The sequence below is a fragment of the Peptoniphilus sp. HCN-40583 genome (assembly GCF_037892835.1).
GTDB classification, from domain to species: domain Bacteria; phylum Bacillota; class Clostridia; order Tissierellales; family Peptoniphilaceae; genus Aedoeadaptatus; species Aedoeadaptatus rachelemmaiella.
Genome location: NZ_JBBKBU010000004.1, coordinates 37,575 through 62,080 on the forward strand (window position 1 = coordinate 37,575; position 24,506 = coordinate 62,080).

Here is a 24,506-nt window from a genome sequence, read left to right on the forward strand (position 1 = left end):
GAAATATTATGGAAGTATCCTACAATAAATTAAAAGGACTAATGGCTGAAAAGGGATTTACCATTCGTTCGTTGTCTAAAAATACAGGAATTCCTGTAAGTACACTGTCCAATAAATTAAATGGTTTAACAGAGTTTAAAACAAGTGAAATCCTAAAGATATCCTACATTTTAGGTATTTCTGATGTGACAGAATATTTCTTACTGCAAAAGTTCGAGATATAGAACGGATTGCAAAATAAGATGTACATTTTTCTTAATTCTTTTTTGGCGTTACCGAGTTGAAATTATTGTTAAATCACTATGTTGTTTTATGCTAAACAACGACAAATAAGGAGTTAAATATGGAAGCAGTTGCATTGAATGACGTTGGATTTAATGAAGTTAAAAAGCAATTACAAAATATAGAAAATCTATTAGTTGAAAATAACAAATATGGTTTGTCCGTAAAAGAAGCTGCTAGATATAGCGGTATCGGAAGGACTCAGCTATACCGCCTCATGGAAAGTGGAGAACTTGATTATAAGCAAGTGACACCACAAAAGAGAATTATCACGAAAAAAGCTCTAAATGACTACTTGGAAAGATAGTGGTTGGCTATGGTAGTAACCTCAAAAGAAAGAGCGAACTATATAAGACTAAAACTGGTTAGCGTTATTTTCGCTGTCGATCTCGCCCTTAACGACAAGTGCAAATGCAATTGGAATGAAGATATTATAAAGAGCCTTATTGAGACACGTGACATGTGCCGGAGGACTTTGAATGAATTGGAGGAAGTCATATGAAAGCATATTGTTTAAATGACTTAATAAACTGGGATTCAATCGATTATGATGACGTTACTATTGAGAGACTAATAATTGATGATTCGGTCGAAAAGATTATGATGCCCGGAGAAAGTAAAACGTGGTTTTATACAGATGACTATAACGTTTATAAGTGGTACGAAAGCTATTCAGATGCTTTAGCCACGATAAATGAAGCTGTTGAATACGGATTGATTTCAACAAAGGAATTTCGAGAGTGGAGATTCTTGCACTGTAAACAGCCTGATGATCTTATAGAGTTTGCGGAAGAATTAGAAAGATCTTTCGTTTTTTAAGGAGGATCTTGTATATGCAAAATAGCCTAAAACAACTTCTTCTTGGGTGGTCAGGATTTATTGCGATTAATCGTAAAGTTTTGAAAGTTCTCGGATTAGACAGAGCCTATCTTCTTAGCATTCTTGCTGAAGGAGAAGAGATGTTTTCTAAAAAAGGCGACGATGAGGGTTGGTTTTATCAAACAGTCAGCTCAATAGAAAACATGTCCGGTTTCTCGCAATCGAAGCAATACAGGCTACTTAAAGAATTTGAAGATATGGGAATACTTTCAGTCAAGTTCGACGGTTTTCCACAAAGGAGATATTTAAAGCTTCACTACGACGCAATCGAAAAAATAGTTTTTGGTGAAAATGAACAAGCTCCAGAGGATCCAGTGCCACAAAATGATGAAGTCAAAATGAATGAACAGGGTCTTCAAAATGACTGCTCAGAGGATTCATACAGTCAAGATGAATTACCAGATCAGTCAAAAGGAATTACCAGATCAGTCAAAGCGAATGACCAGATCAGTCAAACTGAATTACCAAATCAGTTAAACGGAATGACCAGATCAGTCAAAAAGACTGCTTTATATAATAAAGAAAGTAGAGATAAAGAAAGTATTAATCTAAAACATAGTATAAATAACCCCAATAAAGAAATCGCCGGGGGAAGTCAAAAATTTAATTCAGTCGAAAAAAACGAGGAATCAGATGAGAATGAAATTACGAATCTCGTATTTTTCTTTACCTCAAACTTTGAACTTCAGGACGCATTATTTAACTTTATTGCTTATCGAAAAGAGTTAGGTGCTGCTATAACTCCGTCTATATTGCCAATGTTTCTTGACGAATTAAAGGAGATAGGTTCGACGGAAAAAGAAATGATCGATGTCCTCAAGCAGTCCATGGTGAACGGTTGGAAAAGAATATTACCGGTTCATCAGCAAAATACTATGAATCATACACCTAAAACTGTTGTCGATGAAGTGGCGGACTTTTATGAATGGCGTGGAGGTGTGTCATGACAATTAGTGATGACGACAGGGCTGTAGCGGAATGTTTAAGTGTGCTAAAAGCGGCTTATCCACAATATAAATTTTTAACTGATCACGCAATGATGGAGTTGTGGCATCGCAAATTGTCGGTACTGGATCCTGAAAAAAGAAGACTCGCTATTGAGTTTTGGATTAATACCGAGAGGTTCCCTCCGGCTATATCCGACATTTACGAGTTGTGCAGTCCCAAATCTTTGCCGAATAAAGATTGGTCTGAGGCATGGCAACTAGTCCAGAGAGCAATACAACGGTTTGGTGCGTCTCGTGAAATTGAAGCTATGAATTGGCTACAATCTGAAGATTCTATGACGGCAGAAGCTGCTAGAAGATTAGGATTTCAAAATTGCTGCCTATCACAAAATATCGCTCAGGAAAGAGCGAACTTTAGAATGATCTATCAGAGCATGGAAGAAAAACAAAAAGCAGACGAACGCTTTATGCGTTTACCGGTCGGCTTACGTTATGAGGAAAGGAGCAAGGATTTTGCCGAACTTAACATTAACGAAAGATCAATTAAGCCAGTATCACTGTTTAAAGCGGGAAATTAAATTACTTTCTGAACGACTAGATAATCTCGACGCAGAGGTTACAGATACTGTCGTCGGTTCGAATAGCTCGTTTCCTTTTCAGAAAATGCACATAACAATTCGTGGTAGGGAAACTCAATCAGACTACACGACTGCTTTGAAGAAGCTATTAACACAAAGGCTGAATAAATCAGTCGAATCTCTTTATAAAATTGAGTCATTTATATCGACAATCGAGGACGATCGAGTCCGCTATGTTTTTACAAGACGATATATCGACAAATCTAGTTGGAAGCGGATATCCGGAGAAATGGGGAGTAATGATGAAAGCTATGCCCGTAAAATACACGACCGTTACATTAAAAGGTATTTTTAAATTTGTCCGTTTTGTCCGTTTTTTGTCCGTTTTGGGCGTTTTGTCCGTATAGCATAGATAGTGAGGGAAGCTAATACTTCTCGTTGTACGACGTAAGAAGGGTGAATTTAGATGATTAATGATTTTTTGTTAGACCGTGTTTTTAAGAGTGCGAAAGACCCAAAGGAGTGGTGCGTATCGTTTAAAGGAATGGACTATGATGAGTGGCAACCTCTTTCCGCAAATGAGTTTATTCGTGAAGTTGAATTAAAGAACTCGTGGAATGATGTTGATCCTGAAATTTACGAAAAAGCATTAGGAACCGTCGGTATAGACTTTGCTTCATATGACGATCCTGATGAAATGTGGGAAGATTTCCTACTTGCAGTCAAAAGAACAATCGATAGTTGGCAGCAAGAAAATCAAATTATAACTCGTAGGTAGGTGATCTCATGGGAATGGGCATACAAGAAGGCTTAGCTGATAGTGTGCATGATAGACGTAAAGTAATGTTTTTTCTGGATTTATCCAGAAAGCTTTTTACAAATATCAACTCATCGCCAGTACAAAAAGCCACGTATGACGACATGAAAATATGGGAGGAACGACAGAAAATGAATGGTCAACTTGATCAAGAACAGGTTATATCTACTGATCTGCAAGAAGAATTAGTAAAAGCCTGTGATAAGGAAGGTATTCAATTTGCCGTTGCACCTATTGATGATGAAAAGTTTCGACTGTACTTTCACGCTAAAGACACTAAACAAGTAGATCAGGTTTTGAAAAGAACGTATCAAGGTTTAGAGGCAAAACGAGAGCGTGAAGGCGACAGGAAACCTTATAAAGAACGCTATAATGCTGCTAAAGAAATTCGTGATGAGTTACGAGAAAAAGCAGCTAATAGAGAAGATAAGTTAAAACAAAAAGACCGAGGAATGAATCGAAACTAAAATTCAGGCGAAAGCCTTTTATTATAAATATTAGTTAACTATCCAAGGAGGAAATAATAATGGTGAAAAAAATTACACGAAAGAAAGCACTTAGTTTGGCACTTGCGGGATTAATGCTTGCACCGAGCTTACCTATTCAAAGTTTTGCTCAAGGAACTAATCAAGGAGCAAAGGTAGAGTCAGGTACAAACAAGAACGTTCAATCAAAACAGTATATATGGGGAAAATATAATGTAAGTAAAACAGAGTCCGGAGAACCTAAACTGGGAGACATCCGATCATTTGCTACTAATGGAAACTATGGAGTATATAAAGGCATTGGGGAAATAGGAGGCGGTTTTCCGGGTATTAAAGTTGATGGATATTTAAAAGCCACTATTGTGCCTGGAAATATGGTAAAACTATCTCAACCATATCAAAAGTACTTTGAAGCAAGTTACGGTGGTCCAGTTAGTGGTGAACTGCCAAGTACACTTTATACAACTGGTGCAGATTATATTGTTGACAACGACGCTTATCCAAAGGGAGACTATTTTTCTCCAGAAATTAGAATGCATTCCTTTGTTTTAGCTGATATAAGTCAAGTTGAAGTTATAAAAAATGGAAGAGTAACAGTATCTAAGAGTAGTCCAAATGCTGAATATTTGGGAGATCTATATCGAATTGTAGGGGCAGAAGAGGTGTCTTCGAAATCTAACTATATCGAAGATGTTACTGCTCCTAAAGGAACCTATCCTAACAATGGTGAAAAAGATGGATTCTGGTATGTTTTAAAAGGTGAGGCACCGACTGATCCGACTGTTAATACAGCGAAATCAGAAAGCGACGACGATATTAAAGGTGCCATTGACAATCTGCCTGAAGGTGCAAAGGTAGACGTTGTATCTCGACCTGAGCGTACAGCATATACACCTGAAATCAAGGAATTAACAGTTAAGCCCGGCGAAAAGGCAGACTTAACCCAAGCGATTACCAATCCGAAAGAAGGAGTTAAAATCGAAGAAAAGACTCCTGTAGACACCAGTAAGGTTGGAAAGCAAACCGGAGCTATCACTGTAACTTTACCGGCGGAAAGGAAAAATGCGAAAGCAAAAATCACATTTAAAGATCAATCGACGAAAGAAGTAGACGTACCTGTCGAATTTAAAGAGTTAAGTAAAGACTATGACGTAACGGTTAATGTAAAAGAAGCAGCTGTTAAGGTTACTCTTAACTACGTTGACGAATCCGGTAAAACTGTAGCTACAAAAGAAATGTCCGTTGAATCCGGAAGTAAAATTAAATTGACGGAAATTCCTGAACTCTTTGGTTACAAGTTACTCTCTACTGATGACATTACTGTTAGCGAAGACGGTCAAGCTGTTACTGTAAAAGTAAAAGATCTGAATGCCGAAATTAAAAGCCTGGAAGATCAATTGAACGCCAAAAAAGGCGAACTTAGCAAACTTGAAGAACAACTGGCTGCTGAAAAAGCGAAAGGCGAACAAGACAGGGCTAAAATTGCTGAGCTTGAAAAAGCAATTAATGACAAAAAGGCTGAGATTGACAAACTCAATAAGCAAATTGGCGATCTCGACGAAGTCATTAAGCAACTTCAAGAAAAGCTCAATGGGCTGAAAGGTAATCTAGAAGAAGCAAACAAAGAGCTTGCTAAATCTAAAAACGACTTAGAAAATCTTAAAAAAGAATTAGAAGCCAAGATCACTAATCTTAACGGTCAAATTGCAGATAAAGATGCTAAAGGCAAAGACCTTGAAAAACAATTAGCTACTGAAAAAGCAAAAGGCGATCAAGACGCCACGAAGATTGCTGAACTTGAAAAAGCGATCAAAGATAACAATGACGCAAAAGACGCCTTGAATAAGGAAAAAGAAGGTTTAGCAAAAGAACTCGCCGACAAAGAAGCTAAAATTGCTGAACTTGAAGCAAACGCTAAAAAGCTAGAAGGTAATGTAAAAGACCTTGAAGCAAAAATTAAAGATCTAATTAGTGGTAAAGCTGTTGATGCCGAAACTATGAAAGCTCTCCAAGATCAATTAGAAAAGGCAAAAGCAGAAAATCAAAAGCTTGCAGATAACCTTAGCGCATTAAAAAAAGCAATTGCAGAAAAAGAAGCCGAAATCGGTAAATTGAATGATAAAGTCGGAAGTCAATCCGAACTCATTAAAGCACTGCAAGCTAAGCTTGATGAAATGAAGAAGGATTTAGGAGAAGCTAACAAAAATCTGTTAGACTCCAAATCTGAACTTGATAACCTCAAGAAAGAACTTGCTGACAAAATTGCAGCACTGAATGATCAAATTGCCGGCAGAGATGCGAAAGGTAAAGACCTTGAAAAACAACTTGCCGACGAAAAAGCAAAAGGTAATCAAGACACCGCTAAGATCGCAGAGTTAGAAAAAGCAATTAAAGACAACAACGATGCAAAAGACGCCTTGAATAAAGAAAAAGAAGGTTTAGCGAAAGAACTCGCTGAAAAAGAAGCCAAGATTGCTGAACTTGAAGCAAACGCTAAAAAGCTAGAAGGTAATGTAAAAGACCTTGAAGCAAAAATTAAAGATTTGATCGACGGTAAGTCCGTTGACGCAAGCGCTTTAAAGAAAGCTGAAGAAGCATTAGCACAAGCAAAAGCTGATAATGCAAAACTTGCCGATGAAGTTAAAAAACTTCAAGACAGCCTGAAAGCTGAAAAAACAGCAAGTGCTGAAAAAGATAAAGAGCTATCTAAACTACGTGAAGAAGCAAAGGCAAACCACGATTCCAACCTTTCCGAACTGAAGAAGGAACTAAAGAAAGAACTCGATAGAGCGGATAAAGTTGATCGTAAACGTCTAAGCGAACAAGAAAACAAAAAACTCGATGAAGCAATTAAGAAGGCTAAAGATATTTTTGCCAAAAAAGATGCAAAAGATGATGAAGTAAAACAAGCGATTAAGGATTTAAAAGAAACCTTGAAACCTTACGAAAACTTTATTTTTGACGACAAGCATATCAATGGGTTGCTCGGCAAAAACATCAAGTCCTTAAAAGACTTTATCGATAAGGTAGAAAAAGCAATTGGCGGAACCTTGATTGAAGAGGAAACAATTAGTAAAGACGGCGAATACACTGCATTAAAATACGTCTTTATGATTGACTCCAACAAATATGCACAAGCAACGAATAAAGATACTAAGATCTACAAAATGGACGTTAGCCCCTTCATTCGCAACAGCAGAACTATGTTACCGCTCCGGTATGTAGCAAATGTACTAGGTGCTGATGTTAAGTGGGATCATGGAACAAGAACTGCTACCTTCACCAAAGACGGTATGGAAGCAATAATCAATATCGACGAAGGTAAGACCATTAAGGTAGGCGGAAAATCGGTAGAACTTTCTGCGAAACCTGAAATCGTACAAGACAGAATCTTTGTACCGCTAACAGATATTTCGAAGGTATTCGAAGTAACCAATGGCAATACCGATGACGGTATTAACCAAGACATTGAGTGGAACAAAGACAATAGAACGGTTACCGTTCACATTGCAAGATAGTACTTGATGGGAAGGGGGATATTCCCTCTTCCTATTCTTTTACTTAAAAAGGGCTATTTATGGATATTATCAATCAAATTTCAAAAGACATTCAGGATTATGTGGATTCTAAAATACAGGATTTGAGAGAAGTCAATAAGAAAACGCTGTTTGCGTTGATTTTCCCCTATATACTATTTTTCTTTTTCTTTAATCGACTTTTCTTTTTAATCGATCGTGTTTCCTTTGGGTTTGCATTTAAAAATCTGGCGATGTGTTTTAATACTGAAATTCCACTTATACCCTTGGGAAAATTTACACTCTATGCCTTAGCTGCAAGTGTACTCATTCGAATCATCGTATGGCAGAAAGCTAAAAATGCGAAGAAGTTTCGGAAAGGTGAAGAGTATGGCTCTGCGAAATGGGCAGATCATAAAGATATCAAGCCATACATTAATAGCAGCGATCCTGACGAGAATATTATTCTGACAAAGACAGAATCATTAACTATGGAAGAAAGAATGCCGGTGAGTAAAAAGAAGTTCGAGAGAAATAAAAATGTTCTGGTAATCGGCGGTTCTGGCTCAGGTAAAACACGCTTCTATGTAAAACCTAATATTATGCAACAGCATAGCTCCTACGTTATAACAGACCCGAAAGGCAGTCTTTTGACGGAGACGGGAAAAATGCTTGCTCGTGGCAAGATTGTGACTAAAAAAGATAAAAAAGGCAAGAAGAAAGCAGTGCGTGAAGCTTATCAAATTAGAGTGTTTAATACAATCAACTTTAAAAAGTCCATGCACTATAATCCTTTCGCCTATGTAAGAACAGAAAAAGACATCTTAAAGCTTGTAAATACTCTGATGATTAATACAAAAGGTGAAGGCAGTCACTCAGGAGAAGACTTTTGGGTTAAAGCAGAACGTCTACTTTACTGTGCATTAATTGCCTACATCGTATTTGAACTTGAAGAGAAAGATCGAAACTTTGGAACATTAGTGGATATGATCGACAATTCTCAGGTAAGTGAAGAGGACGAAAGCTATAAAAACATTATCGACATCATGTTTGAAGAACTTGAAGAGCGGAAAAAAGACTGCTTTGCAGTCCGTCAATATAAGAAGTATAAATTAGCAGCCGGAAAAACTGCTAAGTCCATTTTAATTTCTTGCGGTGCGCGATTAGCTCCTTTTGATATAGACGAATTAAAAGAAATTATGTCTTACGACGACCTTGAACTAGATAAAATCGGCGACCGTAAAACTGCTCTATTTATTATTGTTTCCGACACCGATACGACCTTTAACTTTGTTATAGCAATGCTTTATTCTCAGCTCTTTAACTTACTGTGTGAGCGAGCAGACGATAAGTTTGGTGGGAAACTTCCTGTCCACGTCCGTTGCTTACTCGATGAATTTGCCAACATTGGACAAATACCTAATTTCGAAAAATTAATTGCTACGATTCGTTCGAGAAGAATTTCTGCTAGTGTTATTCTTCAGACCCAATCGCAATTAAAAGACCTCTATAAAGAAAAAGCAGATACCATTGTTGGGAACTGCGATACTACTCTTTTCCTGGGTGGCAAGGAGAAAACAACTTCCAAAGAAATGGAAGAACTGTTAGGTAAGGAGACAATAGACTTATTTAATGACTCTGAAAATAGAGGAAGAGAAAAGAGTTATGGTATGTCGTATCAAAAGACAGGTCGCTCATTAATGACGCAAGATGAAGTAGCCGTCATGGACGGCGGTAAGTGCATTTTGCAGATTCGTGGTTCCAGACCTTTTTTTAGTGATAAATACGATCTACTAAGTCATAAACGTTATAAACAGTTATCCGATTATAACGACAAATATGCTTTTGATGTCGAAAAATATCTATATAGAAGAAGCATGAGCTATCTAAAAAAGAAAACAACGATTCCAAAACAAGTAATGAGTACGTATATTGACAGAATAAAGAAGGAAGAAGGTAATGATGAAAAGAAAACAGCGTGAGAAATTTTCTTATGGCGTTGCAGTAGGGGTAGTAGCATTCTCCTCTATAACAACAGTCGGCGCTATGGGCATTTTAGCTCTTGAAAAGCTAAAAAAGTTTGTTCAAAGAACGGCAGATACCACTGTTGAAATTAAGCTCTATGAAAGGGCATGGGAAGATTTATTGGACGAACTGGAAGATGAAGAATGCGAAGAGTACGAAGTTTGCTTTTATTATAAAGATTAAATAAAGGAGAATATTATGGGATTTTTTAGTAGTGCAGTTACAACCTTACAACAATTAGTAGTAGCTTTAGGTGCCGGTCTCGGTGCGTGGGGCGTAATCAATCTTTTGGAAGGCTATGGGAACGATAATCCCGGCGCAAAATCGCAAGGTATTAAGCAATTTATGGCAAAATAAGGACGGAATAACACAACAAATTCTCTAAAACAAATCACTAAATCAATGTAAGATTGAATGAAATCAATATTTATGCTATAATTAAATAAATCTAATAAAGAGAAAAAGAGGGATATTATGGCACTTAACTATAAACCATTATGGATACAGTTAGCAAAAAAAGGACTAAAGAAAACAGATGTAATAGCCATGGCAGGACTTACGACAAATGTTATGGCACAAATGGGCAAGGATAAACCAATTACATTTAAAAATTTAGAAAGAATATGTAAGGCTCTACAATGTACGCCTAATGATATTATTAGTTTTGAAGACAATTTTAGTGAAGAAGAATAGTAAATGACTTTAAGGACAGAAGACCAAGTTAGGGATTATGCGAAATTAGTATTAGGCTTTGATGAAGCTGAAGAAAATGTTGATCAAGGGACTGGTCAAATAACTACTTTTAATCAATTAGGCTTTAAAGGATATTCAGATAAGCCAGATGGTTGGTATTTAGCTAAAAACATGAATGATGTAGCAATAATTCTTGAAACAAAATCAGAAGAAAGAGAAATGAACAAAGAAGACTTAAAAAGAGCTGCAAACATAACAAGCAACATAGTTTCAAGAATGAGCAAAAACTCTTATGTGAACTTAGAGTCATTAGAAAAGATTTGCTTGGCATTGGATTGCAGAATTGAAGATGTTATAGAGATTAGTAAATCAAAACAAGTATAAGAGGATTAAAGAATGGGTAGACAAGCTAGCAATAAAAATTAAAAAAAAGCAAGTAAAAACAAAAATGACGAATTCTATACTCAACTTGTTGATATAGAAAGAGAGTTGAAATATTATAAGGCTCATTTTAGATATAAAGCGGTTTATTGTTATCATTATAATTTTGGCTCTTGATAGAACTATAAAACGTGGTAACGATTCAATTGAATTTTCCAATGATGATAAATGATTAATTGTATTTAATCTCGCCACTTTTGATCTATCATAGCTAAATTCACTAAAATGGCGAGATAAATCTTGACAATAACTACCTACTATGGAAATTCTTAAATCCTTATAATTTCCTTATTTTTTTCTCCTAAAATTACATACGTAAAGAAATGATAAGGAGGAAAATATACTATGGATGATTTTATATTACAAACTAGAAATCTATCAAAGCAGTTCGGGAAACAAAAAGCGGTGGACTGCGTTAATATCAATGTTCCAAGAGGAAAAATTTATGGATTATTGGGACCAAATGGAGCCGGAAAATCTACTCTTCTCAAGATGATTTGCGGTATGATTACACCTACATCTGGTGAAATCATATTCAATAATAATCCTTGGGATCGTTCAAATCTCTCTGAAATTGGTGCATTGATTGAAAATGCACCACTATATCCAAACTTAACTGCCTATGAAAATTGTCGTGTACGATCAATAGCTTTAGGGATTGAAGAAGAGCGAATTCAAGAAGTTTTACAAATTGTAGGTCTTACTAATACAGGTAAAAAACGTACTGGACAATTTTCAATGGGAATGAAGCAGAGACTAGGAATTGCTTTGGCTTTACTTAGTAATCCAAAACTTTTAATTCTAGATGAACCAACGAATGGTCTTGATCCCATTGCAATAAAGGAATTGAGAGAACTTATTAGAGGTTTTTCACAACAAGGAACTACTGTAATTCTGTCTTCTCATATTTTATCTGAAGTCGAACATATTGCAGATCATATTGGAATTATTGCATCAGGACATTTAGGTTATCAAGGTGCATTTGATTCTAAAATGGATTTGGAGCAACTTTTTATGAAAGTTGTTAGTAATCAGCAAGGAGGTTTCAATGAGTAATTCAAATATATTAATGGCCGAGTTCTTGAAAACAAAAAGAACTGCAACAAGAAGAATTGCTATTGCTAGTCCTCTTTGCTTAGCACTAATGGCTATTGTTCAACAAGGTTATTTTTCCTTGAATTTATTCAACTGGTACTATGTAGTTTTTTTACCTGCTACCTTCGCATTAATCAGTGCAACAGCTGTTAATATAGATAACGGAAAGCACGGACTTCGTGCAATCCGTTGTCTACCAGTTTCTCAAGGAAAAATATGGAGTTCTAAACTTTTGGTTGTATTAGGATATGCTCTTCTTTCATGTTTTCTATTAAGTGTTGCTGTGGTTTGTATACCATTTATTTTTAGTTTGTTTGGAATTAATCAGATTAAGCAATTAAGTATTGCTTCAATATTTTTAGGGATTATAGTCATGTTTATCACAACCATGTGGCAAATCCCTTTTAGCTTTATAATTTCAAAAAAATTAGGGGTGATCTTTTCGGTAGTGGTCAATTTAGCTATTTCTTTTTCAGGAGTGTTTTTAGCACTAAAACCATATTGGATATTTTGCCCATGGGCATGGGTAAATCGTTCCATGATTTCTATTTTAGGGCTTTTGCCTAATGGTTTGCCTGTTGAAGAAGATTTGATTTATACACAATCTTATGATGTTTTAATTGCAATTGTTGCATCTGTGGTACTGACTATGCTTTTGTCCATTGTTTCCACCACCCTTTATAAAAAATCAGAAGCGAGGTGATTTTGATGTTGAAATGTTTACATTCGCATATTTATAAAATAGTAAAAAGTCCGCTATTTTATATAACCATTCTTTGGCCAATTATTTGTGTAGGACTTTTTATCGCTTATTATTCCGTTTCTTCATGGAGCAATGAGCAAAATATATCTGGATTTTTTCAAGCCTTATCCTTATTTATGGATTGCTTGGTTGTCATGTTGTGTACTGGTATTGTTCAGCAGGAACAACGTGCGGGTTCTTCTTTTAATATTTTATGTGTTGGAAAATCAAGAATTCAAATGCTAATATCACTTGTTATTTTATTGGTTATTATGACAGGTCTTAGTTTAATCATTGCTGTTGCTGGGTTTGCTTTGCTGTATGGAAAGATGATTACCATATCCTACGTCTTGACTACTATTCTTATGCTTATTCCACTTATTTGCCTAGTTTTTATCCATCTATTTATCGCTTTTAAATTTGGTACGTCATGGTCAATAGGTTCTGGAGTCATTTTTATTCTGGTTGGGGCTTTGGGATGTACTGGACTTTTGGATAAGTTTTGGTATTACCTTCCGCCAACATGGGCAGCTAGATTTTCATCTCTAATGATTCTAGATACTTTTCATACAGATTATATTCTTAAGATTGCGGCTGAGCTGAGATATGGTCTATTGATATGTATCATAGTAACCATTGCACTTGTTACTTTAATTCCTATATGGTTTAATAAATGGGATGGTAGAGCCGATAATAGTGATGAATAATATTAAATTATTTAAAAGTTCAAGATTTCCATATCACACTATGATTTTGAATTATAAGAGTGCTCACATAATATGAGTACTCTTTTTGGCTCAGACTAAATTTAATGAAAGGAGAGGTGAATATATGGGTCAAAGAATACTTATAGTTGATGACGATGAGCAAATTAGATCTGTTATTGAAACAAGTTTAAAGCGTGCTCAATTCTCTGTTTATACTTGTGCCTCAGCAAAAGAAACTTTAAGTTTATCTCTCGATCAATTTGATTTGATGATTTTCGATGTGATGATGCCCGACATGGATGGCTTTGAACTTTGCAGAAATGTCCGTGAAAAAGTAGATTGTCCAATCTTATTTCTTACAGCCAAATCCACAGAAGCAGATGTCGCTGAGGGGTTAGCACTTGGCGGGGACGATTACATTCGCAAGCCTTTCACACCATTGGAATTAGTCAGTCGAGTAAAAGCACATCTAAGAAGGGAAGAGCGTGTTCATCATTCTTACCTATCTTTTGGAGATATTCGTTTTCTCTTGAATGCCAAAGAAATACAAATAAAGGGAGAAACTATCAAGTTCACAAAAATGGAATATGAAATTTGCGAACTCTTAGCTAGACATAAGGGACAAGTTTTTTCACGAGAACATATTCTCGAACAAGTCGGTGGATTTTGGACAGAATCTGAGTCTGCAGCTATAGTTGAACATATAAAAAATATCAGAAAAAAATTTTCAACTTATCAACTTGATCCAATTAAAACAATTTGGGGAGTCGGTTACAAATGGGAATAAAAAATATATATTCTAAGAAAAATACACTAAGGAAGATATTATCTATATATTCCTTAGTATTCATAGGTATAATTTGTTTTCTTTTTCTTTTATTGGTTATCGGTTTCAACTATGGAGTTAGACATGATTTATATACTTTTGCCAACCACGAAGAAAAACAAGTTGAAATCTTAAAAGAAAAAATCATTTCTAGCCAAAATTTCAACTCAACTTGGGTGCCTGATAATATTGGCTACATTCAGCTAAACAATGAAAATGAAGTTATTAATTCAAATATGAAGATAGAGGATCAAGAGAATGCTTTAGACTATTTAGATGGAAAACAAATACCTTTTTCTAAAGGTTATTTTTCAAAGGTTGTATACAATAATAGAGTCTGCGTCTTTAAATACAGAATAGGTGTATTGTATTCTTCAGATTGGGCAAATGCACATCTGCCAAGAGTAGAATCACTTTTTATTTTCATAATTGCTCTTACGCTTCTTATTCCAACCATGTGGTTTGCAAAGTCTGTTACCAGACATATTTATAAAGATGTATTACCTCTACAAAAAGCTCTTGTTTCCATAGGAAATGGAGATCTAAATATACCTGTCCCTTCCTCCCTATCAATATCAGAGTTTAGAGAGCTAGGGAAACTTATGGACCACATGCGTGTTGATCTAAAAGCAACATTAGAAGAACTTTGGAATAGCGAGCATAAAATAAGAGAACAAACAACCCAAATGCTGCATGATTATCGTTCTCCGTTGACCGTTGCTCGTGCAAATGCTGAGTTTATGAAAGAAGATCTTAGTCAATTAACTCTATTCCTATCTGACAATGATAAAGAAAAAATGAATGAAAATCTATTGAAATATACTGAATCCATTATTTTTAATTTGAATCGATTGGAAGAGGTAGCCGATAGATTGCAACTACAACTTAGTCATGAAGATAACGACCAACTAGTCAAGGAATCATTGCCATTAGATAGTTTAAATCTCAAAATAAATCAAGAAGGACATATATTAAGTGAGCAATATGGGAATGAGTGGAAAAGCCAATTTCAAGATACAGATGATTATACAATCACAGAGGAAAGTGCAATTCATCAAGCCTTAACTAATATTATTCTTAATGCCTGTGAGCATGGTCATTCACCCCAATCAATTCATCTAACATTTATCGTTTCAAATGGGAAAGCCGAATACAAAATCACAAATTCTGGATCGCATTTTTCAGATGCTGCCTTAGTCCACGCAACTGACAAAGGCTTTTCTGAAAAAAAGAATTACACACAAACTATAAAAGGTGTCGGATTGTATTTCACAGCAAGAGTAATACGAGAAAATGGTGGAGAACTATATCTATCTAACACTCCAGAGGGATATGCCTGTGTACAAGTTATAATTCCAGTAGTTAAAAAAATAAAGGTTTGAAATCCCAATAAAACGATACATTTTCCTGTTATAAAGAATAAATGGGATTAGGCGTATCAATAGTAAAAAAATACTTAATAATGTGGGAGGAAACATCGGAGTAAGAAGTGAGTTTGGACTATATACAGTATTTTTTATAGAGATACCGATAGCTTGCAAAATTGAAATGGGTGTAAAATAAAAATAAATAGAAACAGTTTGATTACTTTAAGGAGGTTATAAAGAAATATCAAATATTATTGTAAAGAGTATTTTATAAATTTTAATAATGAAATTTTGAAAGGGATAGCAGAGATGTTATCTCTTTTTTATTACAAGAAAGGAGATAAGTATGAAAAAATTAGAGCAAATAAGACAAGAGTCAAAAGAAATAAAAAATAAAATTGATGATACAGAAGAAAGATTAAGGCAACTAAAAAATCAAGAAAAGAAGATATTAAAACAAGACATAGTAAAAAGAAGAAAAGAAAGAACCCATAGGCTAATAACAAGAGGAGCAATCTTAGAAAGTCTTATAGAAAATGCAGAAGAACTAACAGATGAAGAAATAAAAATCCTACTAGAAGAAGCAACAAAGACAAAAGAATTTAAAGAAACAATAAGAATAATAAGAGGAAATTAATAAAAATAAAATAACAAAATCTCCCTTAGATTTTCTAAGGGCGCAATTATACACCCTAAAGGGTGCTTGCGTCTTGCGGAGCCAAACCCCTGAAGCGACCAACAACCATTCGCTTTTTAAAAGTCAAGGGTAAATAAACTCGCTAACGCTCGCCCTTGACTTTTAAAATTTGAAATGAAAGTAACAATTAAGCCGACATACTGAAACAACAAAAATTAATTCAGTAGTCGGCTTTTTCTATTTTATCATTTCAAAACGCTCATTCACAAAGAGGATATACAACTCTATTAAGCCTCCACCTAAAACAACAAAGAAAGAAAGGAAGTGATAAAATGGCAGACAGTTTTCATTTTTCAGTAAACATAATATCAAGAGGAAAAGGCAAAAGTGCAGTAGCAAGTGCAGCATATATAAGTGGAGAAAAAATAAAAAATGAATGGGACGGAGTAACCCATGACTATACAAGAAAAGAAAAAGTATTAGTAAAAAATATAATATTGCCTGATCATATACCAAAAGAATTTAATGATAGGTCTACCTTATGGAATAAAGTAGAAATGGCAGAAAAAAATTCTAATGCACAACTAGCAAGGCAATTCATAATAGGACTACCAAAAGAATTATCTTTAAGTGAAAATAAAAACCTAGTTGAAAGATTTATAAAAGAAAATCTAACATCACAAGGAATGATAGTAGATTATGCAATCCATGATGAGAGTCAAGATAAAAATGGAAATATCCATTGTCATATAATGACCATAATGCGACCCATAAACGAAAAAGGAGAGTTCTTAGCAAAGTCAAAAAAAGAATATATCCTAGATGAAAAAGGAGAAAAAGTATTAAACAAAAATGGAAAACCTAAGACAAGAAAAGTAGAACTAACAACTTGGAATGATAAGGGCAATGTAGAAAAATGGAGAGAAAACTTTTCAGACCTTTGCAATGAATATCTAGCAAAAAACAAGATAGAAAAAAGAGTAGACCATAGGAGTTTTAAAAGACAAAATTCAGATTATCTACCGACAATCCACTTAGGATCAGCAGCAAGTGCAATGGAAAGAAAGGGAATAGAAACTGACAAAGGAAACTACAATAGAGAAATAAGAAAATACAATCAACTTGTAAAAACAATAAAAGAAGAGATAAAAACATTAAAGGGTTGGATAGGAAATTTATTAGATAACTTATCTACTGCTTATGAAAAATTTAAGGATATAGAAAGAGATAAGGTAATAGACAACCCTAAACTTTTCAATCTAACAAATTATCTACTAACTTATTCAGAAATTCAAAAAGAAAAAAGTAAATATCTAAAAGGATATGCAAAAACTAATAAAGAAAAATATGACTTCAAAAAGCTAACAAGTGCATATAGTTATTTAAGAAAAAATAACATAGAAACCATAGGTCAGTTACAAACAAAGATAGAAAGTTTAAAGTCCAATAGTTATAGGCTAAATAAAAAAGCAAAGACAATCCATAAAGAAATGGAAGATGTAGAAAAGAAAATTTTATACTATGAAATCTACAAAGCCAAAATAGAAGTTTATGAAGAATATCAAAAGAAAAATATATTCACAAAAGACGCATTTTATAATAAACATAAGAAAGATATAGACCAATATAAGGTAGTAAGCGAGAAATTAAAAAAACTCCTATCAGATAAGGAAAAACTAAGTCCTAAAAAATGGAATGAAGAAAAAAATCTGTTAATGGGAAAGCTTGAAGAAATAAATAAAGAAAAAGACAAGATAAAAGATGAATACCAGGAAATTAATCATATAAAATATTCAGTAGATTTTGTAAACAAAGAACTTGGCATAGACTTATCAATAGAAATAGATAAGCTTATAAAACAAGGTGAAAAACCAAGTGTAATAGCACAGATTAAAAAATTCCAAGACCAAGTTATTAAAGATAATGAATACAGAGAAATGATGAAAAACAAGAAAATGGATCAAGAAAGATAAGACCTGGTAAAAATATCTTATCCAAGCTATAATATGACCAAGAAAATAAAGGCAGATCTAGGAGGTAATAGAGATGAATAAAAGGCAAGAGCTAATAGATGAACTCATAAAAGCAGATCAAGATGGAACATACAAAACATACAAAAGCACAGAAGAAATAAAAGTAATGAACAATGAAGAAATACAGATTATATATTCCAACATGAAAAACTATCTATCAGACAAAAGAACACACACAAACTACTAAAGGTGGAAAGGTATTGTAAGCTATTTGAAAGTATAAAAGGTACAAATACCTAAGAAATATATAAAAACATCAAAATAAAGTATTCCACCATCAACAACAATAAAATAAAAACAATCAAAGGGAAGTATAGAAAAATTAAAGCCTATACTTCCCTTTTTTTAATTCAAACAAAGGAGAAAGAAAACATGATAAACGAAGAAATAAGCAAAGAAGCAGGTCAAGCAGCACAAACTATAATAACATACACAATAAAGGCAGCAAAAGAATCAATCAACTTAGACAAAGAAATAAGAAAAAAGATGAATGATACTTTAGAAAAAGCAAATGGAAACATCAAAAGCCTTATGGGCGATGAAATGAAAATAAAAGATCTCTACAAAAGAGGACAACTAGAAAATATAAGCATAGATCAAAGCGACCTCAAAGACTTAAAAAAAGAACTAAATAAACTAGGAGTAAGTTTTTCAGTAATGAAAAATAAAGAAAGCAAAAATTATGAAGTATTCTTCCAAGCCAAAGACATAAAAGTAATGGAATATGCCTTTAAGCAAGTCATAGCCAAGGAAAATAAAAAAGAAAAAGAAAGTATCCTAAAACAAATAAAGAAATACAAAGACCTATCCAATAAAAAGGAAAAGACAAAAGAGAAAGTCAAAAGAAAAGTAAAAGAAAAAGTAAAACCAAGCAAAAAAGATATGACCAGAGAAATCTAAGGGAGTAACGAAAAGTTACACCCTTAAATAACCATAATAAAAAGACTTCCGAAAATCGGAAATCAAGAATTTCGATTATCGAAAATCAAGAAAGGAACAGATATGGCAACAAACAAAAGATATTATTGGATAAAATTGAAAGAAGAATTTTTCACAGACAAAAGGATAAAAAGATTAAGAAGAATATCGGGAGGAGATACCTACACGATAATCTACCTCAAACTTTTATTACTAAGTCTAAAAGATGAGGGCAAACTCTATTATGACGGAGTAGAAAGTGATTTTATAAAAGAGTTAGCACTAACCATAGATGAAACAGACGATGATGTAATGGTCACAGTTAATTATTTAATCAATCAAGGCTTACTAGAAGTTGTAACAGAAAATGATGAATACTATTTAACTGAAATACCAAACCTAATCGGATCAGAAACAGCCTGGGCAGAGAAAAAAAGAAGATACAGACAAAATAAACAGAGGACATTGTCCTTGATGAGTCCAACCAATGTCCGACAAGAGATAGAGATAGAGAAAGATATAGATATAGATAAAGAGAGAGAGGGAGAGATAGAAAAGATTTAACATTTTTGGTATAATTATAGAAATCGACTTTGAAAATATGATGGATAATTGGCTTAAGAGCTGTAAGCTAAATGAAATAAAGAGAAAATGGCTACAAGTTGTAGCCCCCAAAATATATAGGAGGTGAATTTTATGGCAGAGCAAAATAAGGAAATTGTAGTTATAGATGAAACTACAATTAAAAGTAAGATTTACTATATACGAAATCAAAAGGTTATGCTTGATTTTGAGTTGGCTGAAATCTATGGGTATACAACGACAAGATTTAACGAACAAGTAAAAAATAATTCGGAGAAATTTGATGATGATTTTATGTTTCAGTTGACGAAATCAGAGTTTGAAAACTTGATATCGAAAAAATCGACATCAAGTTGGGGTGGTCGTAGAAAACTACCTTATGCTTTTACAGAGCAGGGTATTTATATGCTTATGACTGTATTAAGGGGAGAACTTGCCGTTAAACAGAGCAAGGCTTTAATACGAATGTTTAAGCAGATGAAAGACTTCATCATTGAAAATCAAGATTTTATCAGCTCAAAGGAATTAGTTCAAATAGCAATTCAAACAAATCAAAACACAAATGATATTGCAAGGATAGATGGCAAGATTAACACATTAGCTACTAAAGAAGATTTGAAAAAGGTAATGGACAATTTTATAGACCCAGAGACATATAAACATTTCCTCTTGATGAATGGAGATAAGATAGAAGCTGATGTTGCCTATACCAAAATATATAAATCAGCAAAGAAAAGTATTTATGTTATAGATAACTATATAGGGCTTAAAACATTAGAACTTTTAAGAGCTGCAAGAGATAAGGCTCAGATCATAGTCTTTAGTGATAATGTTAAAAACAAGGATATGCTTACAAAAAATATCTTAGATGATTTTAGAAAAGACTATCCTAATATAGACCTGAAACTGAAGATAGCAGGTAAAAAATATCACGATAGATATATAGCAATAGACTGTGGAACAGAAAATGAAGCCTTTTATCTTTGCGGAGCATCGTCAAAGGATGCAGGAAATAAAATATCAAGTATTACCAAGATAGAAGAATCTTCTAAAGATATGTATCATGATATGTTTAGTAAGATGTTAAATAATAAAGACTTAAAAATTTAATATATAATTATGTTAAATCATAGCAATACGCAAGGCGGTAGAAGTAAAAACTATCGTCTTTTTTATTTAAAGAAAGGTAGGAGAGCATGGCAGATAAAAGAATGTTTTCACTAAAGATAGTAGATAGCGACTTATTTTTGGATATGCCACTAAGTAGTCAATGCCTATATTTTCATTTATCAATGAGGGCAGATGATGATGGTTTTGTAAATAATCCTAAGAAAATCATTAAAATTATCGGAGCTAATGAAGATGATCTGAAAATACTCATAGCCAAAGGGTTTGTAATAGTATTTGATCAAGGAATTATTGTCATTACTCATTGGAAGATAAATAATTTTATTAGAAAAGACAGATATAAGCCAACAATGTATATCGATCAGAAACAGCAGCTTTATCAAACGGAAAATGGAGCATATATTTCAGAAGAAAAAATTGGTTGTCATTTGGTTGACCAAAGGTTGTCAAGTGGTCAACCCAGTATAGGTAAGGGTAGATTAGATAAGGTTAGTATAGATAAGGGGAGAGAAGAACAGTCCACCCCCATCTTTTATGGAGAATTCAAAAATGTAAGGCTAAGCAAAGAAGAATATAAGAACCTTAAAGAAAAACTAAACTCACACACAGAAATAATGATAAATAAACTATCAAGATACATGAAAAGCAGTGGCAAGACCTATAAAGACCATTATGTCACAATCCTTAATTGGTATGAAGAAGATAAAGACAAACTAAGACATCAAGGGGGAAATAAAAAAATGAACTATGATGTAGGAGAATCTTTATAGATAAAAAGAGGTGGAAAGGTATTATTAAAGACTTTAAGTCTAAGAAGGTATAAAAGTATGCCAGAGATAATAAAAATGTAAATATGACACTTAAAAGGCGATTAGAAAATTAAAAATCTAATCGCCTTTTTTTATTGCATGAAAGGATAAGCTATGACAAAAAGACAAACAAAATACATTGTAAAAAGAAATTATGATAATAGAAGAACAGATACAGAAGCTTTTCTAAGACTAATAAAAAAATCAAGCAAATCAAGCAAATTAAGTAAGAACAGTGAAATTGAGTATAACAAATATAATATTGATAGTAATAGAAAAGAGTGCTATAATAAAAATAGTTTTAGAGAAAGTTGTGTTATTTCCGAAAACTCAAATAAGGAGGAATAGGAAATGATACAAACAAATTCAAATCACTTTTCATTCAAAGCTGCAATTTATTGCAGACTATCTAAAGATGATGAGCAGAAAGGAGAGAGTGCCAGCATACAAAACCAAAAGGAGCTTTTAGAAAACTATGTAAAATCGAAAGGTTGGAGTATTTACGATGTATATATTGATGATGGATATACTGGATTAAATACAAATAGACCGTCATTTCAAAGACTAATTAAAGATATTGAAAATAAAAGAGTGGATATAGTCATCACTAAGGACTTATCAAGGCTTGGAAGAAACTATTTGCAGACTGGATACTATACAGAAAATTTCTTCCCAAAGAACAATGTCAGATATATAGCTTTAAATGATGGAGTAGATACTTTTCAAGAAAACAATGAAATAGTTCCTTTTAAAAATGTTTTAAACGAGTTTTATTCAAGAGATGTTTCTAAAAAGATGAAATCTGCCTATATGACAAGAGCAAGGCAAGGAAAATTTATTGGTTGTCTTGCTCCAATAGGATATAGGAAAGATAATGATGATCCACATAAATTAGTAATCGATGATGAAACTTCATGGATTGTTGAAAAAATTTTTGATCTTGCTTTTAGTGGCTATGGAGTACAAGCAATTAGAAGAAGACTTTTTGAAGAAAAAATACCTACACCTACCTGGTGGAATAGAAAAAAAGGACTTAGAAATAAAAAAACTAAGTTAGAAATGACCGTAGATGGTGGAGAGTATTGGTGGGACTGCACAACCCTAAAAGAAATTATTGAAAACCCAGTTTATATTGGTCATATTGCTAGTCAAAAAGTTAATTATAAATTCAAAGTAGGTTGGTTATCCGATAAACCTAAAGAGGAATGGATAATAGTAGAAAATACACACGAACCAATTATTTCTGAAGATATTTATAATATAGCAAATGAAAAATTAAAGAGCAGGAGAAGACCATTTAAAAATGGAGAAGAAAGTATATTTGCAGGCATTGTGAAATGTCCCGATTGTGGAAAATCTTTAAATCTTGGAAGAAACAAATCGAAAAAAAGAGAAAAGTTACTCACTTGTAACACTTATAGAAGATATGGAAAGTCATTATGTAGTCAACATAGAATTTATTACGATACTCTTTATGAGATAGTGCTTAAAGATATTAGAAAAAATGCAGAAATAGCATTGAAAGACGAAAACGAAATCATAAAAGCACTTGAAAAATCACGAGAAATTGATAATGAAGAAGAACAAAAATTCATTATAGATAAGATTTACGAAGATCAGATAAGAGTAGAAGACTTAACTAAAAAGATTGAAAGACTATATGATGATTGGCTAGATAATAAGATAAGTGAAAGTAACTTCCAAAAAATTCTTGAAAAATCACAAAAAGAACAAGATTATCTAAACCAAAGAATAGAAGATAATCAAAAATTGATTGTTAAAGAAGATCTTGAAGATATTAATGTCAAAAAATGGATTGAACTCATAAAAAAGCATAGGGATATAAAGAAGCTGGACAAAGAAACCTTAAATGAACTCATCTCAAAAATCTATGTTCACGAAAAAGAAGTAGTGAATGGAGAAATCACCCAAACAATTGATATTTACTACAATTTCATAGGAAATACAGACACACTACAAGTATTTTACAATCTCTAATTAGGCATAAAGCAGTTAATGGCTGGTGGTGGCGTTGTTTTAGTTGGAACGAAACTAATTCCCCTATTATCGGGTTTATTTTAAGACAAAACAAGCTAATAATAGCCTTTTATCGAGGAGGTGCTTATGCAGTTAGCGGAGAAGTTCCTTAACGGTTTAAAGCAACCTATGATCGATAACTGTATGAAGGTCTTTGAAAATATGCAGAAGATGATGAACGACCAAATGACGAAAGCAGGCGATGTCGTATCACAAACTCCACAAGCATATAATTCAGACTTGTACAATTTAGCAAAAAACATTAATGAGACGGCGGTTATACCAATCGCCGTCTTAATTATTACCTTTATTGCGATCTATGAAATAATTCATCTAGTTATCGACAGGAACAATTTTAATGATTTTGAAACCTTTATATTTTTTAAATGGATTTTTAAAACATCGATATCCATTTATTTAGTTAGTCATGCTTTTGAATTTTCAATGGCAATATTTGATGTTATGCAGTCTGTCATACGCTCAGCCTCAGGAATTAGTATTCAACAATTCCAGGTAGGGCAAGAAGCTATGAAAGCAAGTATAGAAAAGATGAGCATAGTAGACCTAATGTTTTTTACCACGCAACTTAATGCTATGCAGATGATTGTCTGGGCATTAGGCATTGTTATTTGGGTCATTTGTGTAGGACGTATTATTGAGATGTACTTTATTATTTCTGTAGGTGCATTACCCTTTGCGACTCTAACATCGAGCCGATATGGACATATTGGAGACTCTTATATCAAATCAGCGGTCGCATTAGGCTTGCAAGGTTTATTTATTATCATCACTCTAGGAGCATGGTCGGTATTCGTGCAGTCTCTAACAGTAGCAAAAAATGGCAATCCATGGACATTTATGTTCTCGTTCCTAGCAGCAAGCTTACTTGCCGTGATTGTACTCTTTAGAACAAAATCGGCAGCAAGTTCGATTGTCTCTGCAGCGTAAAGAAAGGAGGAAGCA

The 24,506-nt window shown here is 33.6% G+C and carries 27 protein-coding genes and 3 pseudogenes; all 30 read left to right on the forward strand.

Annotation, left to right across the window (positions count from 1 at the left end; translation table 11 throughout):
• Positions 1-8: 8 nt before the first annotated feature.
• The 30 genes and pseudogenes from WKT05_RS02345 to WKT05_RS02490 all read left to right on the forward strand — a co-directional run bounded on the left by WKT05_RS02345 (position 9) and on the right by WKT05_RS02490 (position 24,491).
• Positions 9-224, forward strand: coding sequence for a helix-turn-helix domain-containing protein (locus tag WKT05_RS02345; RefSeq protein WP_159082042.1), 216 nt, complete (start codon positions 9-11; stop codon positions 222-224).
• A 119-nt stretch (positions 225-343) separates the two neighbouring features.
• Entirely contained in the window at positions 344-589 is a 246-nt protein-coding gene (locus tag WKT05_RS02350) for a helix-turn-helix domain-containing protein (RefSeq protein WP_108831232.1), read from the forward strand.
• A 191-nt stretch (positions 590-780) separates the two neighbouring features.
• Complete coding sequence (locus WKT05_RS02355) at positions 781-1,101, forward strand: hypothetical protein (RefSeq protein ID WP_108831233.1); 321 nt, start codon at positions 781-783, stop codon at positions 1,099-1,101.
• Between the two features lie 14 nt (positions 1,102-1,115).
• On the forward strand, positions 1,116-2,108 hold the full coding sequence (locus tag WKT05_RS02360; RefSeq protein ID WP_108831234.1) for a hypothetical protein: 993 nt from the start codon (positions 1,116-1,118) through the stop codon (positions 2,106-2,108).
• Entirely contained in the window at positions 2,105-2,686 is a 582-nt protein-coding gene (locus tag WKT05_RS02365) for a replicative helicase loader/inhibitor (protein WP_159082043.1), read from the forward strand. The genes WKT05_RS02360 and WKT05_RS02365 overlap by 4 nt, the downstream gene beginning before the upstream one ends.
• A gap of 466 nt (positions 2,687-3,152) precedes the next feature.
• The gene (locus tag WKT05_RS02370; RefSeq protein ID WP_108831236.1) at positions 3,153-3,464 is read left to right on the forward strand and encodes a hypothetical protein; all 312 of its coding nucleotides are present in this window, start codon (positions 3,153-3,155) and stop codon (positions 3,462-3,464) included.
• An 8-nt stretch (positions 3,465-3,472) separates the two neighbouring features.
• Entirely contained in the window at positions 3,473-3,970 is a 498-nt protein-coding gene (locus WKT05_RS02375; RefSeq protein WP_108831237.1) for a hypothetical protein, read from the forward strand.
• 59 nt (positions 3,971-4,029) lie between these two features.
• Positions 4,030-7,506 carry a stalk domain-containing protein gene (locus tag WKT05_RS02380; RefSeq protein WP_108831238.1) on the forward strand — a complete coding sequence of 1,159 codons (3,477 nt, stop codon included), beginning with the start codon at positions 4,030-4,032 and terminating at the stop codon, positions 7,504-7,506.
• A gap of 65 nt (positions 7,507-7,571) precedes the next feature.
• A pseudogene (locus tag WKT05_RS02385) lies at positions 7,572-9,410 on the forward strand (VirD4-like conjugal transfer protein, CD1115 family); the annotation flags it as partial.
• A 52-nt stretch (positions 9,411-9,462) separates the two neighbouring features.
• On the forward strand, positions 9,463-9,711 hold the full coding sequence (locus tag WKT05_RS02390) for a hypothetical protein (RefSeq protein ID WP_340412752.1): 249 nt from the start codon (positions 9,463-9,465) through the stop codon (positions 9,709-9,711).
• 15 nt (positions 9,712-9,726) lie between these two features.
• On the forward strand, positions 9,727-9,885 hold the full coding sequence (locus tag WKT05_RS02395) for a Maff2 family mobile element protein (RefSeq protein WP_445323174.1): 159 nt from the start codon (positions 9,727-9,729) through the stop codon (positions 9,883-9,885).
• Between the two features lie 117 nt (positions 9,886-10,002).
• The gene (locus WKT05_RS02400; protein ID WP_340412753.1) at positions 10,003-10,221 is read left to right on the forward strand and encodes a helix-turn-helix domain-containing protein; all 219 of its coding nucleotides are present in this window, start codon (positions 10,003-10,005) and stop codon (positions 10,219-10,221) included.
• 3 nt (positions 10,222-10,224) lie between these two features.
• The gene (locus tag WKT05_RS02405) at positions 10,225-10,605 is read left to right on the forward strand and encodes a helix-turn-helix domain-containing protein (RefSeq protein WP_340412754.1); all 381 of its coding nucleotides are present in this window, start codon (positions 10,225-10,227) and stop codon (positions 10,603-10,605) included.
• 54 nt (positions 10,606-10,659) lie between these two features.
• A pseudogene (locus WKT05_RS02410) lies at positions 10,660-10,779 on the forward strand (adenine-specific methyltransferase EcoRI family protein); the annotation flags it as partial.
• A 228-nt stretch (positions 10,780-11,007) separates the two neighbouring features.
• Positions 11,008-11,718 carry a lantibiotic protection ABC transporter ATP-binding protein gene (locus tag WKT05_RS02415; protein WP_072469671.1) on the forward strand — a complete coding sequence of 237 codons (711 nt, stop codon included), beginning with the start codon at positions 11,008-11,010 and terminating at the stop codon, positions 11,716-11,718.
• Complete coding sequence (locus tag WKT05_RS02420; RefSeq protein WP_340412755.1) at positions 11,711-12,460, forward strand: lantibiotic immunity ABC transporter MutE/EpiE family permease subunit; 750 nt, start codon at positions 11,711-11,713, stop codon at positions 12,458-12,460. Before WKT05_RS02415 ends, WKT05_RS02420 begins: the two co-directional genes overlap by 8 nt.
• Before the next feature lie 5 nt (positions 12,461-12,465).
• A complete protein-coding gene (locus WKT05_RS02425; RefSeq protein WP_016648566.1) occupies positions 12,466-13,206 on the forward strand; it encodes a lantibiotic immunity ABC transporter MutG family permease subunit in 741 nt (246 codons plus the stop codon).
• Between the two features lie 124 nt (positions 13,207-13,330).
• Positions 13,331-13,993 (forward strand): response regulator transcription factor, encoded by a 663-nt coding sequence (locus WKT05_RS02430; RefSeq protein ID WP_340412756.1) that lies wholly within the window; start codon positions 13,331-13,333, stop codon positions 13,991-13,993.
• Positions 13,984-15,414: a HAMP domain-containing sensor histidine kinase gene (locus WKT05_RS02435; RefSeq protein ID WP_340412757.1), complete on the forward strand. Its 1,431-nt coding sequence runs from the start codon at positions 13,984-13,986 to the stop codon at positions 15,412-15,414. The genes WKT05_RS02430 and WKT05_RS02435 overlap by 10 nt, the downstream gene beginning before the upstream one ends.
• Positions 15,415-15,745: 331 nt before the next feature.
• Positions 15,746-16,036 (forward strand): DUF3847 domain-containing protein, encoded by a 291-nt coding sequence (locus tag WKT05_RS02440; RefSeq protein ID WP_340412758.1) that lies wholly within the window; start codon positions 15,746-15,748, stop codon positions 16,034-16,036.
• A gap of 332 nt (positions 16,037-16,368) precedes the next feature.
• Positions 16,369-18,009, forward strand: a complete 1,641-nt coding sequence (gene mobQ / locus WKT05_RS02445) for a MobQ family relaxase (protein ID WP_340412759.1) — start codon at positions 16,369-16,371, stop codon at positions 18,007-18,009.
• Positions 18,010-18,082: 73 nt separating this feature from the next.
• Complete coding sequence (locus WKT05_RS02450; protein ID WP_340412760.1) at positions 18,083-18,256, forward strand: hypothetical protein; 174 nt, start codon at positions 18,083-18,085, stop codon at positions 18,254-18,256.
• 185 nt (positions 18,257-18,441) lie between these two features.
• Positions 18,442-18,969, forward strand: a complete 528-nt coding sequence (locus tag WKT05_RS02455) for a PcfB family protein (RefSeq protein WP_340412761.1) — start codon at positions 18,442-18,444, stop codon at positions 18,967-18,969.
• 102 nt (positions 18,970-19,071) lie between these two features.
• A pseudogene (locus tag WKT05_RS02460) lies at positions 19,072-19,411 on the forward strand (phage replisome organizer N-terminal domain-containing protein); the annotation flags it as partial.
• 272 nt (positions 19,412-19,683) lie between these two features.
• Entirely contained in the window at positions 19,684-20,679 is a 996-nt protein-coding gene (locus WKT05_RS02465; protein WP_340412762.1) for an ORF6N domain-containing protein, read from the forward strand.
• Between the two features lie 86 nt (positions 20,680-20,765).
• Positions 20,766-21,467: a replisome organizer gene (locus tag WKT05_RS02470; RefSeq protein ID WP_340412763.1), complete on the forward strand. Its 702-nt coding sequence runs from the start codon at positions 20,766-20,768 to the stop codon at positions 21,465-21,467.
• A gap of 153 nt (positions 21,468-21,620) precedes the next feature.
• The gene (locus tag WKT05_RS02475; protein WP_340412764.1) at positions 21,621-21,854 is read left to right on the forward strand and encodes a hypothetical protein; all 234 of its coding nucleotides are present in this window, start codon (positions 21,621-21,623) and stop codon (positions 21,852-21,854) included.
• Between the two features lie 3 nt (positions 21,855-21,857).
• Positions 21,858-23,504 (forward strand): recombinase family protein, encoded by a 1,647-nt coding sequence (locus WKT05_RS02480; protein WP_340412765.1) that lies wholly within the window; start codon positions 21,858-21,860, stop codon positions 23,502-23,504.
• A 6-nt stretch (positions 23,505-23,510) separates the two neighbouring features.
• On the forward strand, positions 23,511-23,588 hold the full coding sequence (locus WKT05_RS02485; protein WP_445323176.1) for a Maff2 family mobile element protein: 78 nt from the start codon (positions 23,511-23,513) through the stop codon (positions 23,586-23,588).
• A gap of 42 nt (positions 23,589-23,630) precedes the next feature.
• Positions 23,631-24,491 carry a VirB6/TrbL-like conjugal transfer protein, CD1112 family gene (locus tag WKT05_RS02490; RefSeq protein WP_068455200.1) on the forward strand — a complete coding sequence of 287 codons (861 nt, stop codon included), beginning with the start codon at positions 23,631-23,633 and terminating at the stop codon, positions 24,489-24,491.
• Positions 24,492-24,506 lie beyond the last annotated feature (15 nt).